This window comes from Thermohalobacter berrensis (genome assembly GCF_003609645.1).
In the GTDB taxonomy this organism is placed as follows: domain Bacteria; phylum Bacillota; class Clostridia; order Tissierellales; family Thermohalobacteraceae; genus Thermohalobacter; species Thermohalobacter berrensis.
Map to the genome: position 1 here is coordinate 14573 of NZ_MCIB01000023.1, position 20291 is coordinate 34863.

The window sequence follows — 20291 nt, forward strand, 5'->3', positions numbered from 1 at the left end:
TAAGGAAAATAAGGGTAAAAATTACCATATAATATTAAAAAATAGAAAATAGGAGGATGATGTTATGATACTTGTAAATACTGACTATATTCCAAACAAAAAGATTGTAAAAACATTAGGTATAGTTAAGGGGAATACTATTCGTGCTAAACATATAGGAAAAGATATTTTATCAGGATTAAGACATATAGTTGGAGGACAAATGAAGGAATATGAAGAAATGTTTACAGAAGCTAGACAATTTGCTGTTAATGAAATGGTAAAGGAAGCAGAAAAATTAGGTGCAAATGCTATAATAAATATTCGCTTTTCTACTTCAGCAATTATGCAGGGAGCAGCAGAGATGCTAGTATATGGTACAGCTGTAGTTGTAGAGGATGAAAATTAAATTTAAAATTTCCATTTACTCTTTTTAGCTTGTAAGAATAACATTTTATAATTTTTTTAGAAAACAGTTGCAAAATACAACTGTTTCATGATACAATTAATTTGAGGTGAGAATATGAAAAATTTTACAGAAGCAAATCTTTTAAGGGAACTTGTAAGGTTACTTGTTAGAAATTTAGGAATTTTAGAAAAGGATGAAGCAACTTGCTGTGGTGTAACTATTTCACAATGTCATACTATTATTGAGATAGGAAAACATAAAGAAATTTCTTTAAACGATTTAGCCACAATACTTAATTTGGACAAAAGTACAATAAGTCGAACAGTTAATAGACTAGTAAAGGAAGATTTAGCCCAAAGAATACCTGATGAGAATGATAGAAGATTTGTAAAAATAATGCTAACTGATAAGGGAAAAAGAATATTTAAAAATATAGAAAAAAATATGGATGACTATTACCAGAGAATATTTCAATCTATACCAGATGATAAAAAAGACCAAGTTATAGAGAGTCTTAATATTCTAATTAATTCTGTAAAACAAAATAAATGTTGCTAAAGGAGTGGGATTATAATGAATTCAGACATAAAGAAAAATGTTAAAAAATATTATGGAAGTATAGCTAAAGAAGTATTGAATGGTTCAACAAATGGATGTGGATGTGGTCCAAGCTGTTGTAGTAATCCTATGGATGTAACTCTTTTTTATGAAAAAGAAACTATAAAGGATTTGCCTAAAGAGGCTGTTAATGCATCATTAGGATGTGCTAACCCTATAATATTTGCAGACATTAAAGAAGGAGAAACCGTATTAGATTTAGGTAGTGGTGGAGGAATAGATGCATTACAAGTATCTAAACAAGTAGGATTAAATGGTAAAGTATATGGTTTAGATATGACTGATGAAATGCTTCAATTAGCAAACAAAAATAAGGAAAAAAGTGGTGTTACAAATGTTGAATTTATGAAGGGATATATTGAAGATATTCCCCTAGAAGACAACATTATAGATGTTATAATATCAAACTGTGTAATAAACTTATCTGAAAACAAGAAAAAAGCAATCTCAGAAGCCTATAGAGTTTTAAAAAATGGTGGAAGGCTATGTATTGCAGATATTGTAACTACTAAAGAAGTACCAAAAAAATTAGTAGAAAGCGTTGGAATGTGGGTAGGATGCATAGCAGGAGCATTAAGTATTTCAGAGTATAAAGAAATATTAAAAGAGGTAGGATTCAAGAATGTTAGAATTATAAAAGCCCAGAGTTATGATAAAAGATTTATTAAAGACATGGCAGAGAAGTTTAACGAAAATATAAATGAGATTTTTAGTGAAGAAGAAATAGAGCTTTTAGACAATGCTTTTGCAAGTGCTATTATAAAGGGAGTTAAGGATGAGTAATAAAATGGAAAAATATAGGACTAGGATAGCCAATTTAGATGATATTTCAAGTATAACTAAGATATATAATGAAGGTATAGAAGATAGAATGGCTACACTAGAAACAAGGCCAAGGACAAAAGAAGAAATGGAAGAGTGGTTTGTTAAAAGAAATGAGAAATATAAGGTAATAGTAATTGAAAATACAGAAGGGAAAATTTTAGGTTGGGCTTCATTAAATCAGTATAATTCAAGATGCTGCTATAAAGGAATAGCAGACATTTCAATTTATATCAAGGGAAGTATGAGGGGAAAAGGGATAGGTAAAAAATTAATGAGATATTTAATCAAAACAGCTAAGAATGAAAGTTTTTATAAGCTAGTTTTAAAGATGATTAGTCATAATAAAGCAGCAAAAGGGTTGTATTTATCAATGGGGTTTAGAGAAGTTGGCATATATAAAAGACATGGGATGTTAGATGGAAATTGGGTTGATATAACTATAATGGAAAAGCTTCTTACAGATTGATTTTTTCTAAAAATTCGTTGGTCTTTAGCAGTAGTTAAAGGTCAGCGAATTTTTTATATAAAAAAATTTATTATTAATATATTCACTAATACTATAGGAACTAACTACATGGCCAGTACATATTATAAAATTGACAAAAATATAATATAGGAGTTGATGATATGAATAACTATCCATACGATATGAAGCCAATGTATCCTACAATGTCTACTCAAAACGTAACCTTAGTAGATCCATATGTTATAAGGACATTAGAAACAATTAGGGGAAGAAATGTTGTTGTAGAAACGGTTAGAGGTAGTTTACATGGAGTATTGATGGATGTAAAACCTGATCATATCGTTGTTAAATCTGATAATGGAGATTCTAGATTCTTTGTGCGTATACAACAAATTGTTCACATAATGCCAATTTAAAAATTTTTTAGTAGCCAATCTATAGAATAAGATATCTATAGATTGGCTAATTTTTATTAAACTGGAATAGATTCAACAAATTAAAAATTAATAAAGTTTAGATTAAAAATATACAGTGATATAATATAAGCTGTGATAGGAAGATAATAATATACTTTAAATTATTATAAAGGATTTGATTTACATGGAACATGAAATAAGGGTGTCAGTGAGAAATTTAGTTGAATTTGTAATGCGTTCAGGAGATTTAGATACTAGATTTATGGGGAAAAGTAGGGCACTTGAAGGAACAAAAGCACACCAAAAGTTACAGAAATCAAGTGATGAAAACTATACTCCAGAGGTTACAGTAAAACACCAGTTTGAATATGAAGGTTTTAAATTTACCATAGAGGGACGAGTAGATGGAGTTATTGAAGATGTAGAAGATATAATAATCGATGAGATTAAGACAACAACTAAAGAGCTTAAATTAATAGATGAAAACTATAATCCAATCCATTGGGCTCAAGGAAAATGTTACGGATATATTTATGCAACACAAAATAATCTAGATAAAATAAGTATTCAGCTTACTTATTTTCAGTTAGATACAGAGGAAATAAAGAGGATTAAAAAAGATTATAGTATTGAAGAGCTAAGACAGTTCTTCTATCAATTATTAGATAAATATCTCTATTGGGCTAAATTTGTTAAGGGTTGGGTAAATAAGAGAAACAATTCAATTTTGAGTTTGGAGTTTCCCTTTAAAAACTATAGAAAGGGCCAAAGGAAACTTGCAGTTGCAGTCTATAAAACAATAGTGGATGAAAAAAATCTTTTTGCACAAGCACCAACGGGAATAGGAAAGACTATATCTACAGTATTTCCTTCAGTAAAGGCTATGGGGGAAGGTTACACATCTAAAATATTTTATTTAACAGCAAAAACTATTACTAGACAGGTTGCAGAAGAAACCTTCTGTATTTTAAATGATAATGGTCTAAAATTTAAAACTATAACATTAACTGCAAAGGATAAAATATGTTTTAAGGAAGAGTCAAACTGTAATCCTGAAAAATGTGAATATGCCAAGGGACACTTTGATAGGGTTAATGATGCAATATTAGATATATTAAAAAATGAGAATTTAATAACTAGAGAGATTGTAGAAAGGTATGCTAAAAAACATAGAGTATGTCCCTTTGAATTTTCATTAGATATTGCCATTTGGACTGATGGGGTTATATGTGACTACAATTATGCATTTGACCCTAGGGTATATTTAAGGAGATTTTTTGACGAGGGAGATGGAGATTATATATTTTTAGTAGATGAGGCCCATAACCTTGTTGACAGAGGAAGGGAAATGTTCTCTGCTGAGCTTTATAAAAAGACTTTTCTAGATGTTAGAAGAAAAATTAAAGATAAAAATAAATACATTGCTAAAATACTAAGCAAATTAAATTCTTATATGTTAAAACTAAAAAAGAAATGTGATAATAAAGATTATTATATTTTAGATGATGAGCCAGAAGGAATATATGGTTATTTAAGACAATTAATCACAGAATCAGAGGATTGGCTTGCTAAAAATCAAGATGTAGACGGATATGAAGAATTACTTCAACTTTACTTTGATGCCCACGCTTTCTTGAGAATAGCTGAATTTTATGATGAAAGATATGTAGCATATGTTGAAAAAGTTAATAAGGATTTTAAATTAAAATTATTTTGCCATGATCCATCATATTTACTAGGAGAGGCTGTAAAAAGGGGAAATAGTGCCATTTTCTTTTCGGCAACCCTTACTCCTATTAAATATTTTAGAGATGTTTTAGGGGGAAAAGAAGATGACCATATAATGAGACTTCCTTCCCCATTTGATAGGAAGAATTTATGCTTAATGATTGCTAGTAATATTTCAACTAGATATAAAGATAGGGAAAATAGCTACTTAAATATAGCTGAATATATAAATGAAGTAGTAAAGGGGAAAAGTGGTAATTATATGGTGTTTTTTCCATCATATAAGTATATGACCTCAGTAATAGAAATATTTAAGGAAAGATATCCTAATTTTTCACTTATAGAACAGGCTCCATCAATGACAGAAGAAGAACGGGAAGAATTTTTAAGACAATTTAAGCCAGATTATAAAGAAACTTTAGTTGGGTTTGCAGTATTAGGTGGAATCTTTTCAGAGGGAATAGATTTAAAGGGTGAAAGGCTTTCAGGGGCAATTATTGTAGGGGTTGGTCTTCCACAGTTATGCCTTGAAAGAGATATAATAAGGGATTATTTTAATGATGTGAATGGTAAAGGGTTTCAATATTCATATATGTATCCGGGAATGAATAAGGTTCTTCAGGGGGCTGGAAGGGTTATACGTTCAGAAAAGGATAAAGGTGTAGTTTTATTAATCGATGACCGTTTTTGTTATTCCAGTTATGAAAGATTGTTTCCAAGGGAATGGTTTCCATATATTGGGATTAAAAATAAAAAAGATATTCCATATTATTTAAATAAATTTTGGAATAGATAAAAACCACAGTATTAATACTGTGGTTTTTATAAAAAACTATTTCATTTTTTTCAAAAAAATATTGTTTACTAAATAGATATAAAGGATTAAAATACATATGTGGACAAAGGACATTTGCTAGTAGAGGAGGTAATAAAAATGAAAATAATTTTTCTAAGTTTACTTTCAGGGTTTATTCTAGGTTGTGCATTTAAGTTTTTTAGATTACCATTACCTGCACCGCCATCATTAGCTGGTATAACAGGTATTGTAGGTATATATCTTGGTCATATATTTTATGAAATAATACTTAAATATTTGAGATAAAAGGTTGAAAATTTATTCGACAAAACCCATCTGTTCTTGACAAAATATCAAAATACTATTATAAATATTATTTGTACGCATACAGTTCATCTTTTTTTAAATATTTAACCTCTCTCATCACGGTGTATTATTTATTTTTGCGTCCTTTAATGGGCGCTTTTTTCTTTTTTAAAAAGGTTTTTCTATAGATAATATAGAACTATTATGAATAATATAGAATAGAAAAAATTAAGGGAGAGGTTTGGTGAATAATAGAGTTAAGTTGTTTTATATATTTAAGCTTGTAACACTTGTTATATTATTTATTGGTGCAATAATGTTTGAAAATGCCCATGGAAGCAGATTATATCTTTTAAGCTTAATATTTATATTGTATATTTTAATAGGGATATTAAGAGGTAGAATTTTTAAAAATAAAAGGATTTATAGTCTTTCATATTTTATAGATATAGCCTTAGTTTATTATCTTGAACATAATTCAAGGTTTCTAATTAATTATTTTTTTCATACCTTCTATATAGGAATATTAATAGAATCCTCCCTTACCCTAAAGAAAAAGGACAGCCTTATTATAGGGATTATAACTGTAGTTACCTCTCTAATTAAATATGTACTTTTAATTTATTATAAGACAAATCTGTCTAATATTTCCCAAATATCATTTTTTACACTTATAAATGTATTTATTTTAGTACTTACACATTTTGCACAATATTATAAAGAAGAAAAGGAAAAACAAGATAAATTGTATAAGCAGCTTATAAAGGCACATAAAAAGCTAAAAGAGTATGCTGATAAAATTGAAGGACTTACTATAATCGAGGAAAGAAATAGGATTGCAAGGGATTTACACGACACTTTAGGACATAATATGACAGCTTTAATAATGGAGATGGAAATGGCAGAGCTAATGATAAATGATGATATTGATAAGGCAAAGGAGTTAATAGGAAGGAGTAAAAAGACGGCACGGGAGGGATTAAGAAAGGTTAGAGAAGTTGTTGAAACTTTAAGGCCTGAAAAAAGAATATTAAAGGGTGTAGAATCTATAAAGGAGTTAATAGAGGATTTTTCTAATAAAGCTAATATAAATGCAGAATTAAATATAAAAGGAAAAATTGTAAAGACTAGTCCTACAATAGATGTTACCTTATATAGAATTGTACAGGAATCTTTGACTAATGCTGTAAGACATGGTAAAGCCAGTAAAGTTAAAATAGATTTGGAGTATACATATAAAACTGTTAATTTTAAAATTAAGGATAATGGAATAGGTATAAAAAAAATAGAGAAAGGTTTTGGACTTAAAGGGATGGAAGAAAGGGTAAGGAACATAAATGGTGAAGTTAAGTTTCATTCAGACAAAGGATTTTTAATAGAAGGATATTTGCCGTTGGAGGTGAACAGAGTTGATTAAGGTTGTCATTGTTGATGATCAAAAGATATTAACAGAGGGACTTAAAATGGTTTTAAGTAAAAAGGAGGAAATAGAGGTTTGTGGTATTGCACTTGATGGAGATGAAGCATATATGGTTTGTAAAAAAACTAATCCAGATATAGTTTTAATGGATATTAAAATGCCTAAAGTAAATGGAGTAGAGGCTACCAAAAGGATAAAAAGGGATTTTCCAAGAACAAAAATAATTGTACTTACTACCTTTAATGATGATGAATATATATATGATGCACTAAAGAATGGGGCATCTGGATATCTTTTAAAGGATGCTGACCCAGATAAAATTGCTGAAGCTATAAAAACTGTTTATAATGGAGGAGCATTAATACAGCCTGATGTTGCTACAAAGGTTATAGATAAGTTTTCACAATTAGCTAAGGGAAGTTTAGAAAAGGATATAGATAAAAGGGTAGATAAGCTTACAAAAAGGGAAAAGGATATATGTAGGCTTTTAGGTGAAGGTAAAAATAATAAGGAGATTGCAAAAGAACTTTATTTAAGTGAAGGAACAGTTAAAAACCATATTACAAATATTTTAGGAAAGCTTGAATTAAGGGATAGAACACAGCTTGCAATATTTGCAGTAAAAAATGGTTTAAGTTAGTAAAGCCACTTATGTGGCTATTTTTTATTATGCAAAAAGTCATAGGTAAAAATAGAATAAGTGAAATAAGATAGAAGAATCCCTTTATGGAAAATAATACAATATAAGTAAATAAAGACAAACAAGGAGGATATATATGAAGAGATTATTAGTACCATTTATTTTAATTATATTATTAGTTTCAGCCTTTGGATGTAGTGAAAATACCCTAAAAACATATAAGGATGCAGTTAAAAAAACAGATGAAATAAAAAGGGGAAAACTTTATAGTGAAATGAAGATTACAAATGATTTTAACTTAGAAGGCCTAACACCTGAACAAATAAAAAAAATAAATTACTTTAAAGAGATTGAAGGATCAACTGAGATGACCTTTGATTGGGAGAAGGGTAAATTAATTACTAGAAATTATTTTAACTTTGGCGGAATGGGTTTTGACTCAACATTTTATAAAAATGGAGAAGAAATGTTTATTAAAATGCCTATGATGGGGAAATATCTTAAAATAAACGATTTAAAAGAAGTAGAAAATAATGCTGAAAATAATACTGAAAAAAATTCTGACGTGCCTTTAAGTGAAGAAAGTAGACAAAAAATTAAAAAACAGTGGATAAAGGTTTTAAATGAAAAGGATGTTTTAAAGGGAGAAGATACAGTACTATCTACTCCAGATGGTGAAGTTAAAGTAAAGCATTTGACTATAAAACTTAATCAAAATCAGATTAAGAATATATTAAATAAATGGATAGATATTTTGTCTAAAGATGAAAAGCTTAAAGAGTTTATAGATAAAAATATAGAAGCTGAAAAAGACTTATTTACAATTGCAAAAGAATCAATTGAAAATAGTAAAATTAAAGAGTTTACAAATAATGTATATATAGATATAGATGGCTATATTATAGAAGAAGATGTAATGATAAAGATTAAATTTAATAATCCAAAGAAAGGAAATGTAAAGGAACAGGAAATAGACTTTCAAATAAGAAGATGGGGAATTGAAAAGGAGCAAGAATTTGATTTTCCAAAGCTTACAGATGAAAACACCCTTGAAGAAGAAAATATAGAGCAAGGAGTACCTTTTATATTTGAAGATTTTATAAAAAAAGAGGGGGAAAAGTAGGTGACTTTATTAGAAATTAGGAATCTAAAAAAGTATTTTAAAAATGTAAAGGCCGTTGATGATATTAGTTTTAGAGTAAATAAGGGTGAAATATTTGGCTTACTAGGGCCTAATGGAGCGGGAAAGTCAACAACAATTTCAATGATTTCAACCCTTATAAAACCCACATCTGGAGAGATACTTTACAAAGGAGAAAGTATAGTAAAAAAACCTTCCATTATACAGAAAAAGCTAGGAGTTGTACCACAGGATATAGCCCTGTATCCTGACTTAACAGGATATAACAACTTAAAATTTTGGGGACATTCATATGGATTAAGAGGTAAGCTTTTAAATAAAAGGATAGATGAGGTATCAGAAATAATAGGATTAAAGGATAAATTGAAAAAGAAGGTTAATGAATATTCAGGTGGTATGAAAAGAAGGTTAAATATTGGTGCAGCACTTTTGCATAAGCCTGAGCTTTTAATAATGGATGAGCCAACGGTTGGTATAGACCCTCAATCCAGAAACCATATTTTAGATACAGTACTAAAACTGAATAAACAGGGGATGACAATTATATATACAAGTCATTACATGGAAGAAGTAGAGTATGTATGCTCAAGAATTAGTATTATGGATAATGGGAAAATAATAGCCATGGGAACTAAAGATGAGTTAATAGATATTATAAAAGGTCAAAAAAAGATAAGTCTTAAGTTTGATGAATTTTCAGAAGATGTTGTAGAAAAAATTAAGGGGATAGAATCTGTAAAGGATGCTTATATTTTAGATGATGAGATTATTATTAGTACAGAAAATGGTGAAACAATCTTTAAAGATATTATAACAGAGGTAAGTACAACCAACAGCAGCATAACATCAATTGATATACAAAAACCAAATCTGGAAACAGTATTTCTACATCTTACAGGTAAATCCCTAAGGGATTAGGAGGCTTTATTATGAGAGTTTTAGATATAGCAATTAAGGACTTAAGATTAATGTTAAGTGATAAAAAAGCATTGGCTATTATGATTATGATGCCTATAATATTAACTTCAATTTTAAGTTTTGCTTTAGGTGGTACTTTTACAAGTGAAGATTCCATAGGTAAAACAAAAATAGCAGTAGTTAAAAAATATAATATTGCCACTGAAATTGAAGATTTTAGGTACTCTTTAAGTAATGGTATTGTAAGTGAAAATATTTCTAAATCAGATTTAGAAAAAATTTCGAAAGGAGTAGAAGAACTTAGTATTGAAAAAATCTTTTTTAAAGACTTTCTTGACAATAAAGATATAAAAGAGTTTTTAGAGTATGAAATAGTTAGGGAGGATGAAGCTCTAAAGCTGTTAAATAGTAAAAAAATATCAGCTATTGTAATTCTTCCTGAAAATTTTATTTATGACATGTATACAAATTTTTTAACTCCCTTTAGAAATAAAGTAGAAATTAAGGTTATAACTCATCCTGATATGAATTTTAAAGGTAGGATAGTAAATGGTATAATGGAGAGCTTTACAGATATGACATCCACATTAATAGTAGGTAAAAATGTGTTGATAGAAACAGCTTTAGAGGAAGATGTAATAGATAAGGTATTTAATAATATGAATGATGTAATAGATGATATAACTGTAAATCTTAGTAACAATTCACCTGAAATTGTTTATGAAAGCCTTAATGGAAGAAATCCAATATCAAGCTTTTCTTATTATTCAGCAGCAATGACATCTATGTTTATATTATTCTCAGCAGGATATGGTGGTAAATCTCTATTAGAAGAAAAAGATAATATAACATATCAGAGGATGATTATAGCTGGGGTATCCAGGTGGAAAATACTTGTTGGAAAATTCTTTACTATACTTGCCTTTACACTTATTCAGATATTTGTGATGGTTACATTTTCAACCTTTGTATTAAAGGCCAATTGGGGAAATATATACATTGTAACTATTATAAGTATACTAGCTGCATTTGCAGTAGCTGGTTTAGGAACTTTGATTGCAGTATTAACATATAAGGTTGGAAACTATAAAATGACAAACATCTTTGAATCAGGCATAATACAGGTAATGGCATTTGTAGGAGGAAGTTTTATTCCGATAGATGTACTTCCAAAGTTTATTAGATTCTTAAGTAACTTAACAATAAACGGGCTTGCTTTAAATTCATATTTTAGAATAATGATGGGGTATGGCATAGGGGAAATATTAAAGTACTTGGCATTATTAGTTTTAATTGGAATTGGATTAATGTTTATCTCAATATACCTATTTAGGGAGAAAGAGAGGTATTATTATGTTGAGCGTGTTGATGCTGAGAATTATGAAACTGCGTAATGAGTGGATGCTCTTTTTAATGATGATAGCTATGACATTAGTTTTTTCAACAGTATTTGGGTTTACTTTATCCCAAGGTCATAGCCCTAAAATATTAATAGTTGATAAAGATAAAACTGAATATTCCCAAATATTAATAGATGAACTAAGTAAAGATGAAATATTTGAATATGAATTTGCAAATTATGAAGATGCAGTAAAGATGGTAGATGAAAATAAGGCATTAAGTGCAGTTATAATTGAAGATGACTTTTCTGAAAAGATTAAAAATGGTAAGAAGACCACCTTAAACATACTCAAGGTCAAAGAAAATAGGGAACTTATGATATTTGAAAATCTTTTATCTAAAACTACAGCTAAAATTGCTGGAAATATAAATATTGCAGAAATAATAACTAATTATATTACTGAAAACGGTAGTGAAGATAAAATAGAGATTTTTAATAAAGCATATACTAGAATGAGTAAAGGTCTAAAATATAGAAGACCTCTAATGATAGAAAAAGAGATTTTCAATAGTTCTAATAATAGATATGATAATTATAAACATCTTGTAATAGGATTAATGCTATTCTTTTCTATGTATACAATGGTTTTTGGAATAGGTGAAATTTTAAATGAAAGAAAATATAATACTTGGCAAAGACAGTTAGTTTCCCCATTGTCAAAGTTTTCAATATTGTTAGGTAACATGGTATATACTTTAATAATTGGAATGGTTCAAATAAGTATATTAATACTTTTTAGTAAATATATTTTTAGGGTAGAGTGGGGCTCAAGTATAGGAGGCATACTTTTAGTAGCATTTGGTTTTACTTTCTCTGTAACTTCATTGGGATTATTATTATCAGGTATAGTAAAAACCCATGGACAGCTATCAGCAATAACGCCTGTAGTTTTAACAAGTACTTCCATGTTAGGTGGATGTATGTGGCCACTTGAAATAGTTAATTCAAAAATACTTTTGGCACTTGCTAATATAACACCTCAAAAATGGGCAATTGAAGGCATGGAGAGGATTGCAATGTATGGGCAAGGTTTTGAATCAGTTCTATTTCCAACATTAGTTTTATTTATGATGGGTATTATATTTTTAGGAGTTGGCACAAAACTAGTAAAGTTTGAATAAAAAGAAACGCGAATCGGGTTCGCGTTTCTTTTTGATTTACTTATTTATATTAGTTAAAATATATTCTACATATTTTTTTTAGTTGTTAGATCTTCTTCTAATTCTCTAATTGTGTTTTTTAGCTTCGTATTTTCTTTCGAGCAATCATTATATAGTTTTTCATAGTCTATGACATTAACTTTAGTATTGATTAGAGGTTTAAGATAGTCTCTTACAATGGATTTCCCATAATCAGGGTTAGGAGCCCACTTACCTCCTAATTCTTCAACATATTTGATACTACCAGCCCAAGATAGGTTTTTTACAAGATAGTATCTATCATGGGGTTTTCCTATAGGATTAACACCTATATAAGCTGCTATATGATTAAAATGGGCCCTTATACCATCTTCCATAGTTGGAAAGCTTTCATGGTCTTCTGTTCTATCTCCCTTAGGATTTTTTGTTTTTATTCCAGCAAAGTTGTTCATATCTTCAGTAACCTTTCCAGTATACTTTCCAAAATTGGTCTCTTTTGCACTTTGACAGTAAAGTACATCTGCTCTTATTCCTATAAGCTTATTATATTTTGCATAAATTTCTGCAGCATTAATAAATTTTTCTGTAGCGTTATTATTCTTGGCCCAAGCCTTCATTTGCTCTAAAGTTGCTTTGCTTTCTCCTAGTATTTCTGTCTTTTCTTCAGCTTGTCCTTCAAGACCTAAATAATTTAACAGCCCTTTAAAAATATGCTGTGCACATTTCTGTCTAAAATTATCATCTTCTAACTTTTTACGTCCTTCTGGATTAGTATAAAATTCATGTTCAATTAATACAGCTGGCATTTTGGTATGCCTAAGAACATAAAAGTTTGCTTCTTTTATTCCTCTATTCTTAATTTCAGTTCCAATACCTAGAATCTCTTTTGCTGCTTCCATTATAGATTTAGCAATTTCGTATCTTTCTTCACTCTTCCTAAAAACATATATTTCATATCCACTTACATCAGGGTCTGAATAGGCATTTGCATGGATAGAAATGAATATTGATTTACCCTCAACACTATTCGCTACATTACATCTATGTTGAAGGTTTGCTCTTCTTCCATATGATGTAGTTTCAGGATATGGATGAGTAGGCTCTTTCATAGTAAGAACTACTTTGCCATAAGGTTCAAGTAATGATTTTAATCTATATGCAACATCATAATTAAATTCATATTCAAAAAAACCGTTAAATCTTTTTCCAGGTGTATCCTTACCATGACCAGGATCAATAATAAAATTCATATAAGTCCCCCCTTGAAATAAATATATTTAAAAACATCCATACTAATAGAATAGTCACTGACTTTTTTTTATACTATTAAAAAAAATAAACCCTTCCCTTAGACTAATTCGACATTTTTCTCAAGTTATGCAAACCGGGACGGTTCTCCTTTTCACCATTATTTTCCAAAACTGAAAAATAGAACCGTCCCCATTTTCCATAGTTTACATTCTTTAATATTAAGTAAAATTCAAATTATTATTAAAGTAACATTTAACAATAATTTATAAATGCTGAGTTTTATCGTAAAACATTTCTCCTTTTTATCTCTTGACTTATTTCGGAATATACAGTATACTTTTAAGGCATTAACAAAATATGGAATATACATTGTAAAAAAATCTAAAGTTTTCGTATTATGTTTTATTTCATTTTTTCTAATTTAGTATTAGAAAACCAAATTAATGATTCATATGTTGATTATAAGGGAGTACGGTAAAAATAAAACAAGATATTTCAGAAATGAAAGTTAATAATTCAACTCAAATAATCCTTTCAAAGCCATTATCTTCATCAGCAAATATTAGTAAAACAATAATAGTAGATAAAAGGAATGAGATTGATTCTACTAAGGCTAGTTTTGAAAAATGCGTAGTTATGTATGAAGAGAAAATAATTATTACATTGCAAGATAATAGTTTATATACGAATATGTATAATTTGAATAGTGTAACATCTAAATTAGAAACAGATACTAAATACGTCACTTTTCAAGGTGTTACTATTGAATTAATTTCATAAATATAAGCTTCAGTAATTTATTACCCTATTGAAGGGGTCGATACAGATGTAATGAAGATAACCCAAGTTGAAGATTACTGAGAAGGCAATAATTTAGAATATAACACAGTAATGCGTGGAGTTGAAAAAAAGACACCGACAACAAAAAAAGGGGGAATTTAATGAAAAAAATAATTTTATTTATATTGATAAGTATACTAACTTTAACTAGTTGTAATATCAATTCAAATAACAAATCAAACGAAAAAAAAATTAATCAATTAGAATTGGAGAATTTAAAATTAAAAAGCAGAATACAAGAACTTAAAAAAGAAAATAAAAAATTAAAAGAAAGAGATAAATTATATAAAAGTCATATAAATGACGAAAGTTTTAAATGGATAAATATTAAAGAATGGGATAAAGTAATAATTTCTAATCCAGTAACAAATCAAAAAGTAGATGTATTAGAAACTAAGTTATTCAAAATGATTGATTTGAAAGAAATTTTCTATCCACTTACAAATTATTATATTGCAAGTGAATGGTTACCTGATGTTCAGCCATATTTTTTTGATTTCATCAAAGACAATTCTGCTTACAGGATAGAAGTAAAGGGACGTAACATAATAAAGTTTAAAGACAAATATTATACTGTTTCAAACAAGTTATATCGATTAGGAAATGCACTTCTTCCTTCTCCTGAATATATGAAAGTAGGTAATACATTAGCAAAAATGTATTATAGTGGATATATGATAGAAAAATCTTTAAATTTAAATAATAAATACGAAAAATCTTTACATTCTGATATTGGATTGATACGTACTTTCCCTCAATATATACATAAAGAGTTTTCAAAAGGCAATTTAGTTATAATTGATGCTTTACCTTCAGACAACATAAAGTTAGCATCAACTTTAAAATTTTATTGGCATGGAGATATAGTTATTATGAATATATATAACTACAATGGAATAGAAAGTAAATATATTGAAATAACAGATGATAAGAAAAAAATAATATATGAACAAAAAAATAGAGGTAATATTCGTTTGTTTTTAGGTATGTAAATATAAGGAATGGGTTTAAAATAAAAACCCACTCCTTACTATTGATTTAATTTACCATCTTCCTACATGAGTAAATATATCAGCTAAATAATCCTGGTAACTTGAAGAACTATCTCTCCACTCACAGTTACTTAGATCATTCATATCAGTTAATATAATATATCCTTTATGTGGTCCACCAACTCCACCCCTACTGGAATGGGCATAGTTAATTCTCCAAGGTTCGTATAATCCTGTATCTGGATTTTTTGCATATTCCACTTCATATATAACAGCTACATGTCCTGTAAAAAATATTAAATCATTTGGCCTAATATCTTTTATATCAGTGACTTCTGTACTATGTTCAATCATATCCTCAACATTTGTATAATATCTAGATTCTCCTATAACATTTGAAAAATCACCACTAGTTGCATTATCTAATGTAATATATACAAATCCAGAACAATCAACCCCACAGCCAGATGTGTTGTTATCCATAAAACTTTGTAGTTGAGAACTAGAAGTATCATCACCATTATAATTATTATCAATATAGCTTGTGATTTGTTCTACAGTATTTTTGCCACCTAAATGATACGGAACATCTAATGAAATACCGTTGTATTGATATTTTGTGTATTTTTCAATTTCAGCTAATAATGTTTCGTTTTTATAACCAGTAAAAGCCATAAAAATTCTCTCCTTTCACTTTTTTTAATAGGATTTCTAGTCGGCCGACTAATTTTACTTTCACTATATAAAAAGAGATAATGTACAAAAAAATCAACTATATCTTAAAAAATTTATAAAAAGCTTCATTTTCGGATTTTAAATTTCTTCTTATTTAATGGGGAATAAATAATAAATGCAAACCGGGACGGTTCTCTTTTTCACCATTATTTCCTAAAACTGAAAAACAGAACCGTCCCTAATTTTCACAGATACAAAAAAATAGAGGGATTTACAACTTATTGAAGAATACCTTAATTAAAGAAAGTATTATGATAGGTGAATGTGATCGCCAATGTATGTAATAGACATAGTTGTAAAAGGAGATGAGGTAGAAAAAATGCAAAAGAAAAGCATTATTTTATTCAATGTATCATTTGGAATACTTATTTTTCTTCCCCCAGGTTGGATAGTGATAGTCCTAGTATTAGTACTAGAGACGTTTCTTTTAAGTAGATATTTGGAAAATAAGAAATTTTATTCACCTATTACTAAATCAGTTTTGTTAGCTAATATAATAAGTGGAGCTGCGGGCATTTTTCTTTCTAGTAAACATAATGGAGGCTGGTGGCTAGTATGTTGGTTTCCTTGGGTTAGTAGAAATGAAGTGAAGTTTGATGACATACAAAGTTTTATTATATATTTTGCAGTAGCTTTAATAGGATCTATACTTATAGAAATTTTAGTTAACTTATTACTACTGAAGAAGAAATTTGAAATCTCTAAGATTACCAAGGGTACATTAATTGCTAATTTGTTTTCAAATGTAATCATAATTCCAATAATGTATCTTATTAGTTTTTTAATATAACAATATTATAGTGTTATTGTATTGAAATGTGGCAAGGCTACGTAGCTATTTTCCCAACATCGTATAACAAGATGTTTGAGAAAGGGCGCCTTAGAGGTACGCTTTTGGGCTCGAATCCATTGGTACAACATCTCTTTGCTGGGAGCAAAGCTCCAACAAGGAGTATTCTTCTCGGGTCCAGTTCAGAGACGTCTTAAGCACCAGAACGTTAGGTGAAATCACGACAAATATGGAGGTGTACAATGAAAAAGAAAATATTGTATGTGGGTGATAGTATAACTGAAGGTATCTCCGGTGTGAACTATGTTAAATATATAGAAAAAGAGTTTCCTAATTATCTGCACATAAATCAGGGACTAGGTGGAGATACACTTTTAGGTATTAGCAATCGACTTATGTCTCTACTTGAAAATGAAGAGTTTAATTACATTGTATTTGAAGCGGGACATAATGATATAATAATACCTTATTTTGAGAAACAAGGTTTATTATTAAAAATGACAGCAAAAAAGTTAAGATCTAGAGGAAGTATTCCAACAGATATTAATAATTTTAAAGAGGTTCTTGAAAATAAAATGAGAGAAATAAAAAAAATAACAAATGCCGAGATAATATTAACTACCTTAAGTTGTATTGGAGAAGTTTTAAACTCAGATTTAAATAATAAACGTGCAGTTATAAATAGGAGTATTAAAGAAGTTGCAAAAAAATATAAATGTAAAATAGCAAATGTTGGAGATGCCTTTGATGAAAAATTAAGAAGAGTAGATAGTGGAAATTATTTACTAGGTGGATTTTATAAATTAATGCTTATTGATCCGATATTTTCTAAAAAAAATAAATGGGCAGAAAAGATTAGTAGGCACAGAAAATTATATTTAACAATAGATGGGGTACATATAAATGGAGAAGGTGCAAAGATATATGCTAATGAAATCATTGAAACATTAAGAGGGTGTCCTGACTTCGTATAAGATGGTGTTCCATCCGCCAAAAGAGTGGGTGACCCTACGGGACATGCTCTCTAGCACAAAGTTTGCATAAACTTAAGTAAGTTATGCTACAGCAAACTTTGCACCAGGCCTTTGGCACGACAACGTTTGCAGACATAATTTTTATGGAAGTATTTTTAAACTTAGGGGTAAACAAATATTATTTAGTTATTATTGAATATATTTATGATAATAAGGAGTGTGTTTATGAGAACAGAAAAAGAAGTTTTATCACAGTTCAAAGAATGGGCTGAAAGAAACGAATTAATTAGAGCGGCAATATTAACTAGTTCTCGTGCTAAACCTGATGCAAATGTTGATTTTTTATCTGATTATGATATTGAATTATATGTATCAGATTTGAGTAAATTTAAAAAGAGTGATGATTGGCTAGAAGAATTTGGAGCTATTATGGTACGTTGGCCATTTAAGCCACGTTCTACAGGTTTCAAGACTGGTTGTTGGATTACTCGACTTGTTTTATTTAAAGATGGTGTTAGAATTGATTTTCAAATTACAGATCAGCTTAAAATAGACTCAGATGCTTATGATAATGGTTATAAAGTCTTAATTGATAAGGATGAAATAACTAAAGGATTATCCAAACCAACATATTCAGAATATATAATAAAAAAACCGAGTAAAGAAGAATATGAAGTTTTAGTAAATGAGTTTTGGTGGAATGCGTATTATGTTCCCAAATATCTTTGGAGAGATGAGTTACCATTTGCTAAATATATGTTAGATTACACACTTAAGTATTCCTTTTTACATAAGATTATAGATTGGTATATTGGAATGAAAAATGATTGGTCAGTGGAAACAGGAGCTTTTGGGAAAAAATTTAAGAAGTATCTTAGCTCAGAAACTTGGAAAGAGTTTAAAGAAACATATGCAGGAGCAGATATAGAGGAAAATTGGAATGCATTTTTTAATACAATTACTTTTTTTAGAAAGATAGCAAAAAAAGTTGGAGAAAATTTAGGATACAAATACCCGGACCAAGTAGATAAAGAGGTTATACAATTTTGCAAGAAAATTAAAGAAACAAAGAAGATTGATTGATTTTAAAGACATATGTTAAATTGCAACTTTAGTTAGAAGTTGTAAGCGTTTATAGTAATGTCGCGAAGTTGCGGAACGTTATGTAAAATCGGCTAAAAGCCATAAACAGCATTAATAGACCAGAAACTTGGGTACTTCTTTAGAAATAATTGTTTACATATAATAATATAATTAACGCTTTAAGTCATTAATTTTGAGGAGGAGTTATTTTGAAGGGAAAATTTTGTAAAATTTTAGTGTTAATTATAATTATATCTATTGCTGCTAATGTTGGATGTAGCAATAAAAATGAAGACAACAAAACAATCGCTTATATTTCATCAAATGAAGGTTCGGAATACGAAAATACATTTAAAGAATTAAACCTTGGGTTATTATTTGATTTTAACTTTAAATTGTCTAGAGCAGATAAAAGTTGGGTCAATTTATGGGTGGAAGGATATAGTAACGGAAAAGCTATTAAGCCTTTTCCTCTTATACAACTTTCTCAGGGGTTAAGTCCTGAACAATTTGAAGAAGGGAAAATAGGATTTGGAATAATAAACTCCAATAAAAACCCCTTATTTTTTTTATATTCAACAGGTGCTAGTGTAGGACCCCTTGCTATTGATAATAACTTTTTTGTTGATTCTGGCATTAGTAGCTGGGACTATGCTATTAGAAGTGAAACAGTTGGATTAGAGTATGGTGAAGAAATGGTATTGGCAGTATATAGGCAAGGAAAAGAGTCATTAAGGACAGCTTATGATTATCAAGATCCAGAATCTATTAAAAAGATTATAGATGAAGACATCACTGTGCTTTTACTTAAAATTAAAGTAACAAAGAAAAATGAATTATAAGATTGAATATATATTAATACTTTATAGTTTAAAACAAAGACAAATTCGACTATCAGCTAACAATATGTTTCCATAAGGACGTTGCAGGACAGATGGATTTTGGGAAAGGAAGCGACACACCTCCTCACTAGGAGCAAAGCTCCACCCATGAGTATTCCGATGAGGTCCAGCTCGAAGGCGTGGCAAACAAGGAAAGTTATGTGAAATGGCCAACTATATAAACAGGGACGGCTCTCTTTTTGACTATTATTTTCCAAAACTGCAAAAGAGAACCGTCCCGCTTTTCACCATTATTTTCCGTCTAGTCAAATTCTCTTTTTACTGCATCCCATTTCTTTTTGTTTGCCCTCAAAGTTTTAACATCAATTAGTTCATCATGGATATCTGGATTAACATAGAAAAATGAACTTTCTGACCTTTTTGGCTTTTTTCTAAAGTGATGTTTTCTCTCCATAAAAATCTCCTTTCAGATGATTTGTAATATATAGTTTCTCTAATTTAATAAAATATATAAATAATACTTTACCAATGTTTAAAGAGGGAATAGAGGAATTTTTGATTTTTTTGTAGAATTTATGTAA

Annotated in this window: 22 protein-coding genes; 19 read left to right on the top strand and 3 right to left on the bottom strand. The window is 29.0% G+C overall.

From position 1 onward, the window contains the following. The first annotated feature begins 64 nt into the window (after window positions 1-64). The 13 genes from BET03_RS09065 to BET03_RS09125 all read left to right on the top strand — a co-directional run bounded on the left by BET03_RS09065 (window position 65) and on the right by BET03_RS09125 (window position 12185). Window positions 65-388 (top strand): YbjQ family protein, encoded by a 324-nt coding sequence (locus BET03_RS09065; RefSeq protein ID WP_120169557.1) that lies wholly within the window; start codon window positions 65-67, stop codon window positions 386-388. Between the two features lie 114 nt (window positions 389-502). After that, window positions 503-946, top strand: a complete 444-nt coding sequence (locus BET03_RS09070) for a MarR family winged helix-turn-helix transcriptional regulator (protein ID WP_120169559.1) — start codon at window positions 503-505, stop codon at window positions 944-946. Window positions 947-961: 15 nt separating this feature from the next. Then, complete coding sequence (arsM, locus tag BET03_RS09075) at window positions 962-1789, top strand: arsenite methyltransferase (protein WP_120169561.1); 828 nt, start codon at window positions 962-964, stop codon at window positions 1787-1789. Then, window positions 1782-2297, top strand: coding sequence for an arsinothricin resistance N-acetyltransferase ArsN1 family A (locus BET03_RS09080; protein ID WP_243096904.1), 516 nt, complete (start codon window positions 1782-1784; stop codon window positions 2295-2297). The genes arsM and BET03_RS09080 overlap by 8 nt, the downstream gene beginning before the upstream one ends. Before the next feature lie 161 nt (window positions 2298-2458). After that, window positions 2459-2713 (top strand): YuzF family protein, encoded by a 255-nt coding sequence (locus BET03_RS09085; RefSeq protein ID WP_207666059.1) that lies wholly within the window; start codon window positions 2459-2461, stop codon window positions 2711-2713. Between the two features lie 208 nt (window positions 2714-2921). Next, the gene (locus BET03_RS09090; RefSeq protein ID WP_279230374.1) at window positions 2922-5237 is read left to right on the top strand and encodes an ATP-dependent DNA helicase; all 2316 of its coding nucleotides are present in this window, start codon (window positions 2922-2924) and stop codon (window positions 5235-5237) included. A gap of 138 nt (window positions 5238-5375) precedes the next feature. Further along, a complete protein-coding gene (locus BET03_RS09095) occupies window positions 5376-5543 on the top strand; it encodes a XapX domain-containing protein (RefSeq protein ID WP_120169565.1) in 168 nt (55 codons plus the stop codon). A 244-nt stretch (window positions 5544-5787) separates the two neighbouring features. Continuing rightward, entirely contained in the window at window positions 5788-6960 is a 1173-nt protein-coding gene (locus BET03_RS09100; RefSeq protein WP_120169567.1) for a sensor histidine kinase, read from the top strand. Further along, window positions 6953-7603, top strand: a complete 651-nt coding sequence (locus BET03_RS09105; protein WP_120169569.1) for a response regulator transcription factor — start codon at window positions 6953-6955, stop codon at window positions 7601-7603. Before BET03_RS09100 ends, BET03_RS09105 begins: the two co-directional genes overlap by 8 nt. Before the next feature lie 136 nt (window positions 7604-7739). Continuing rightward, complete coding sequence (locus BET03_RS09110; RefSeq protein ID WP_120169571.1) at window positions 7740-8726, top strand: hypothetical protein; 987 nt, start codon at window positions 7740-7742, stop codon at window positions 8724-8726. Next, window positions 8727-9662 carry an ABC transporter ATP-binding protein gene (locus BET03_RS09115; RefSeq protein ID WP_120169573.1) on the top strand — a complete coding sequence of 312 codons (936 nt, stop codon included), beginning with the start codon at window positions 8727-8729 and terminating at the stop codon, window positions 9660-9662. It begins immediately after the preceding gene. An 11-nt stretch (window positions 9663-9673) separates the two neighbouring features. Further along, entirely contained in the window at window positions 9674-11056 is a 1383-nt protein-coding gene (locus tag BET03_RS09120; RefSeq protein WP_120169575.1) for an ABC transporter permease, read from the top strand. Then, window positions 11031-12185, top strand: a complete 1155-nt coding sequence (locus tag BET03_RS09125) for an ABC transporter permease (protein WP_183108807.1) — start codon at window positions 11031-11033, stop codon at window positions 12183-12185. Before BET03_RS09120 ends, BET03_RS09125 begins: the two co-directional genes overlap by 26 nt. Before the next feature lie 65 nt (window positions 12186-12250). Here BET03_RS09125 and BET03_RS09130 read toward each other — a convergent pair whose 3' ends face one another. Beyond that, complete coding sequence (locus BET03_RS09130) at window positions 12251-13453, bottom strand: N-acetylmuramoyl-L-alanine amidase (protein WP_120169579.1); 1203 nt, start codon at window positions 13451-13453, stop codon at window positions 12251-12253. A gap of 502 nt (window positions 13454-13955) precedes the next feature. Between BET03_RS09130 and BET03_RS09135 the strand changes: the two genes are divergently transcribed. Further along, entirely contained in the window at window positions 13956-14234 is a 279-nt protein-coding gene (locus tag BET03_RS09135; protein ID WP_120169581.1) for a hypothetical protein, read from the top strand. 161 nt (window positions 14235-14395) lie between these two features. After that, entirely contained in the window at window positions 14396-15286 is an 891-nt protein-coding gene (locus BET03_RS09140) for a hypothetical protein (protein ID WP_120169583.1), read from the top strand. Between the two features lie 51 nt (window positions 15287-15337). Here BET03_RS09140 and BET03_RS09145 read toward each other — a convergent pair whose 3' ends face one another. Next, a complete protein-coding gene (locus BET03_RS09145) occupies window positions 15338-15961 on the bottom strand; it encodes an NlpC/P60 family protein (protein WP_120169585.1) in 624 nt (207 codons plus the stop codon). A 334-nt stretch (window positions 15962-16295) separates the two neighbouring features. On the opposite strand from BET03_RS09145, the gene BET03_RS09150 reads away from it, so the two are divergent. The 4 genes from BET03_RS09150 to BET03_RS09165 all read left to right on the top strand — a co-directional run bounded on the left by BET03_RS09150 (window position 16296) and on the right by BET03_RS09165 (window position 19710). Continuing rightward, on the top strand, window positions 16296-16811 hold the full coding sequence (locus tag BET03_RS09150; protein WP_120169587.1) for a hypothetical protein: 516 nt from the start codon (window positions 16296-16298) through the stop codon (window positions 16809-16811). Between the two features lie 242 nt (window positions 16812-17053). Beyond that, entirely contained in the window at window positions 17054-17785 is a 732-nt protein-coding gene (locus tag BET03_RS09155; RefSeq protein WP_120169589.1) for an SGNH/GDSL hydrolase family protein, read from the top strand. A gap of 225 nt (window positions 17786-18010) precedes the next feature. Continuing rightward, complete coding sequence (locus BET03_RS09160) at window positions 18011-18868, top strand: aminoglycoside 6-adenylyltransferase (RefSeq protein ID WP_183108808.1); 858 nt, start codon at window positions 18011-18013, stop codon at window positions 18866-18868. A 209-nt stretch (window positions 18869-19077) separates the two neighbouring features. Next, a complete protein-coding gene (locus tag BET03_RS09165; protein WP_243096906.1) occupies window positions 19078-19710 on the top strand; it encodes a hypothetical protein in 633 nt (210 codons plus the stop codon). Between the two features lie 301 nt (window positions 19711-20011). On the opposite strand, the gene BET03_RS13665 is transcribed toward BET03_RS09165, so the two are convergent. Then, window positions 20012-20164, bottom strand: coding sequence for a hypothetical protein (locus BET03_RS13665; protein ID WP_183108809.1), 153 nt, complete (start codon window positions 20162-20164; stop codon window positions 20012-20014). Window positions 20165-20291 lie beyond the last annotated feature (127 nt).

What these genes read in the sequence shown, in the direction of transcription:
- BET03_RS09065 (WP_120169557.1), top strand. Translation starts at nt 65, where the DNA reads ATGATACTTGTAAATACTGACTATATTCCAAACAAAAAGATTGTAAAA.
- BET03_RS09070 (WP_120169559.1), top strand. Translation starts at nt 503, where the DNA reads ATGAAAAATTTTACAGAAGCAAATCTTTTAAGGGAACTTGTAAGGTTA.
- arsM (WP_120169561.1), top strand. Translation starts at nt 962, where the DNA reads ATGAATTCAGACATAAAGAAAAATGTTAAAAAATATTATGGAAGTATA.
- BET03_RS09080 (WP_243096904.1), top strand. Translation starts at nt 1,782, where the DNA reads ATGAGTAATAAAATGGAAAAATATAGGACTAGGATAGCCAATTTAGAT.
- BET03_RS09085 (WP_207666059.1), top strand. Translation starts at nt 2,459, where the DNA reads ATGAATAACTATCCATACGATATGAAGCCAATGTATCCTACAATGTCT.
- BET03_RS09095 (WP_120169565.1), top strand. Translation starts at nt 5,376, where the DNA reads ATGAAAATAATTTTTCTAAGTTTACTTTCAGGGTTTATTCTAGGTTGT.
- BET03_RS09110 (WP_120169571.1), top strand. Translation starts at nt 7,740, where the DNA reads ATGAAGAGATTATTAGTACCATTTATTTTAATTATATTATTAGTTTCA.
- BET03_RS09120 (WP_120169575.1), top strand. Translation starts at nt 9,674, where the DNA reads ATGAGAGTTTTAGATATAGCAATTAAGGACTTAAGATTAATGTTAAGT.
- BET03_RS09125 (WP_183108807.1), top strand. Translation starts at nt 11,031, where the DNA reads ATGCTGAGAATTATGAAACTGCGTAATGAGTGGATGCTCTTTTTAATG.
- BET03_RS09130 (WP_120169579.1), bottom strand. Translation starts at nt 13,453, where the DNA reads ATGAATTTTATTATTGATCCTGGTCATGGTAAGGATACACCTGGAAAA.
- BET03_RS09135 (WP_120169581.1), top strand. Translation starts at nt 13,956, where the DNA reads ATGAAAGTTAATAATTCAACTCAAATAATCCTTTCAAAGCCATTATCT.
- BET03_RS09140 (WP_120169583.1), top strand. Translation starts at nt 14,396, where the DNA reads ATGAAAAAAATAATTTTATTTATATTGATAAGTATACTAACTTTAACT.
- BET03_RS09145 (WP_120169585.1), bottom strand. Translation starts at nt 15,961, where the DNA reads ATGGCTTTTACTGGTTATAAAAACGAAACATTATTAGCTGAAATTGAA.
- BET03_RS09150 (WP_120169587.1), top strand. Translation starts at nt 16,296, where the DNA reads ATGTATGTAATAGACATAGTTGTAAAAGGAGATGAGGTAGAAAAAATG.
- BET03_RS09155 (WP_120169589.1), top strand. Translation starts at nt 17,054, where the DNA reads ATGAAAAAGAAAATATTGTATGTGGGTGATAGTATAACTGAAGGTATC.
- BET03_RS09160 (WP_183108808.1), top strand. Translation starts at nt 18,011, where the DNA reads ATGAGAACAGAAAAAGAAGTTTTATCACAGTTCAAAGAATGGGCTGAA.
- BET03_RS13665 (WP_183108809.1), bottom strand. Translation starts at nt 20,164, where the DNA reads ATGGAGAGAAAACATCACTTTAGAAAAAAGCCAAAAAGGTCAGAAAGT.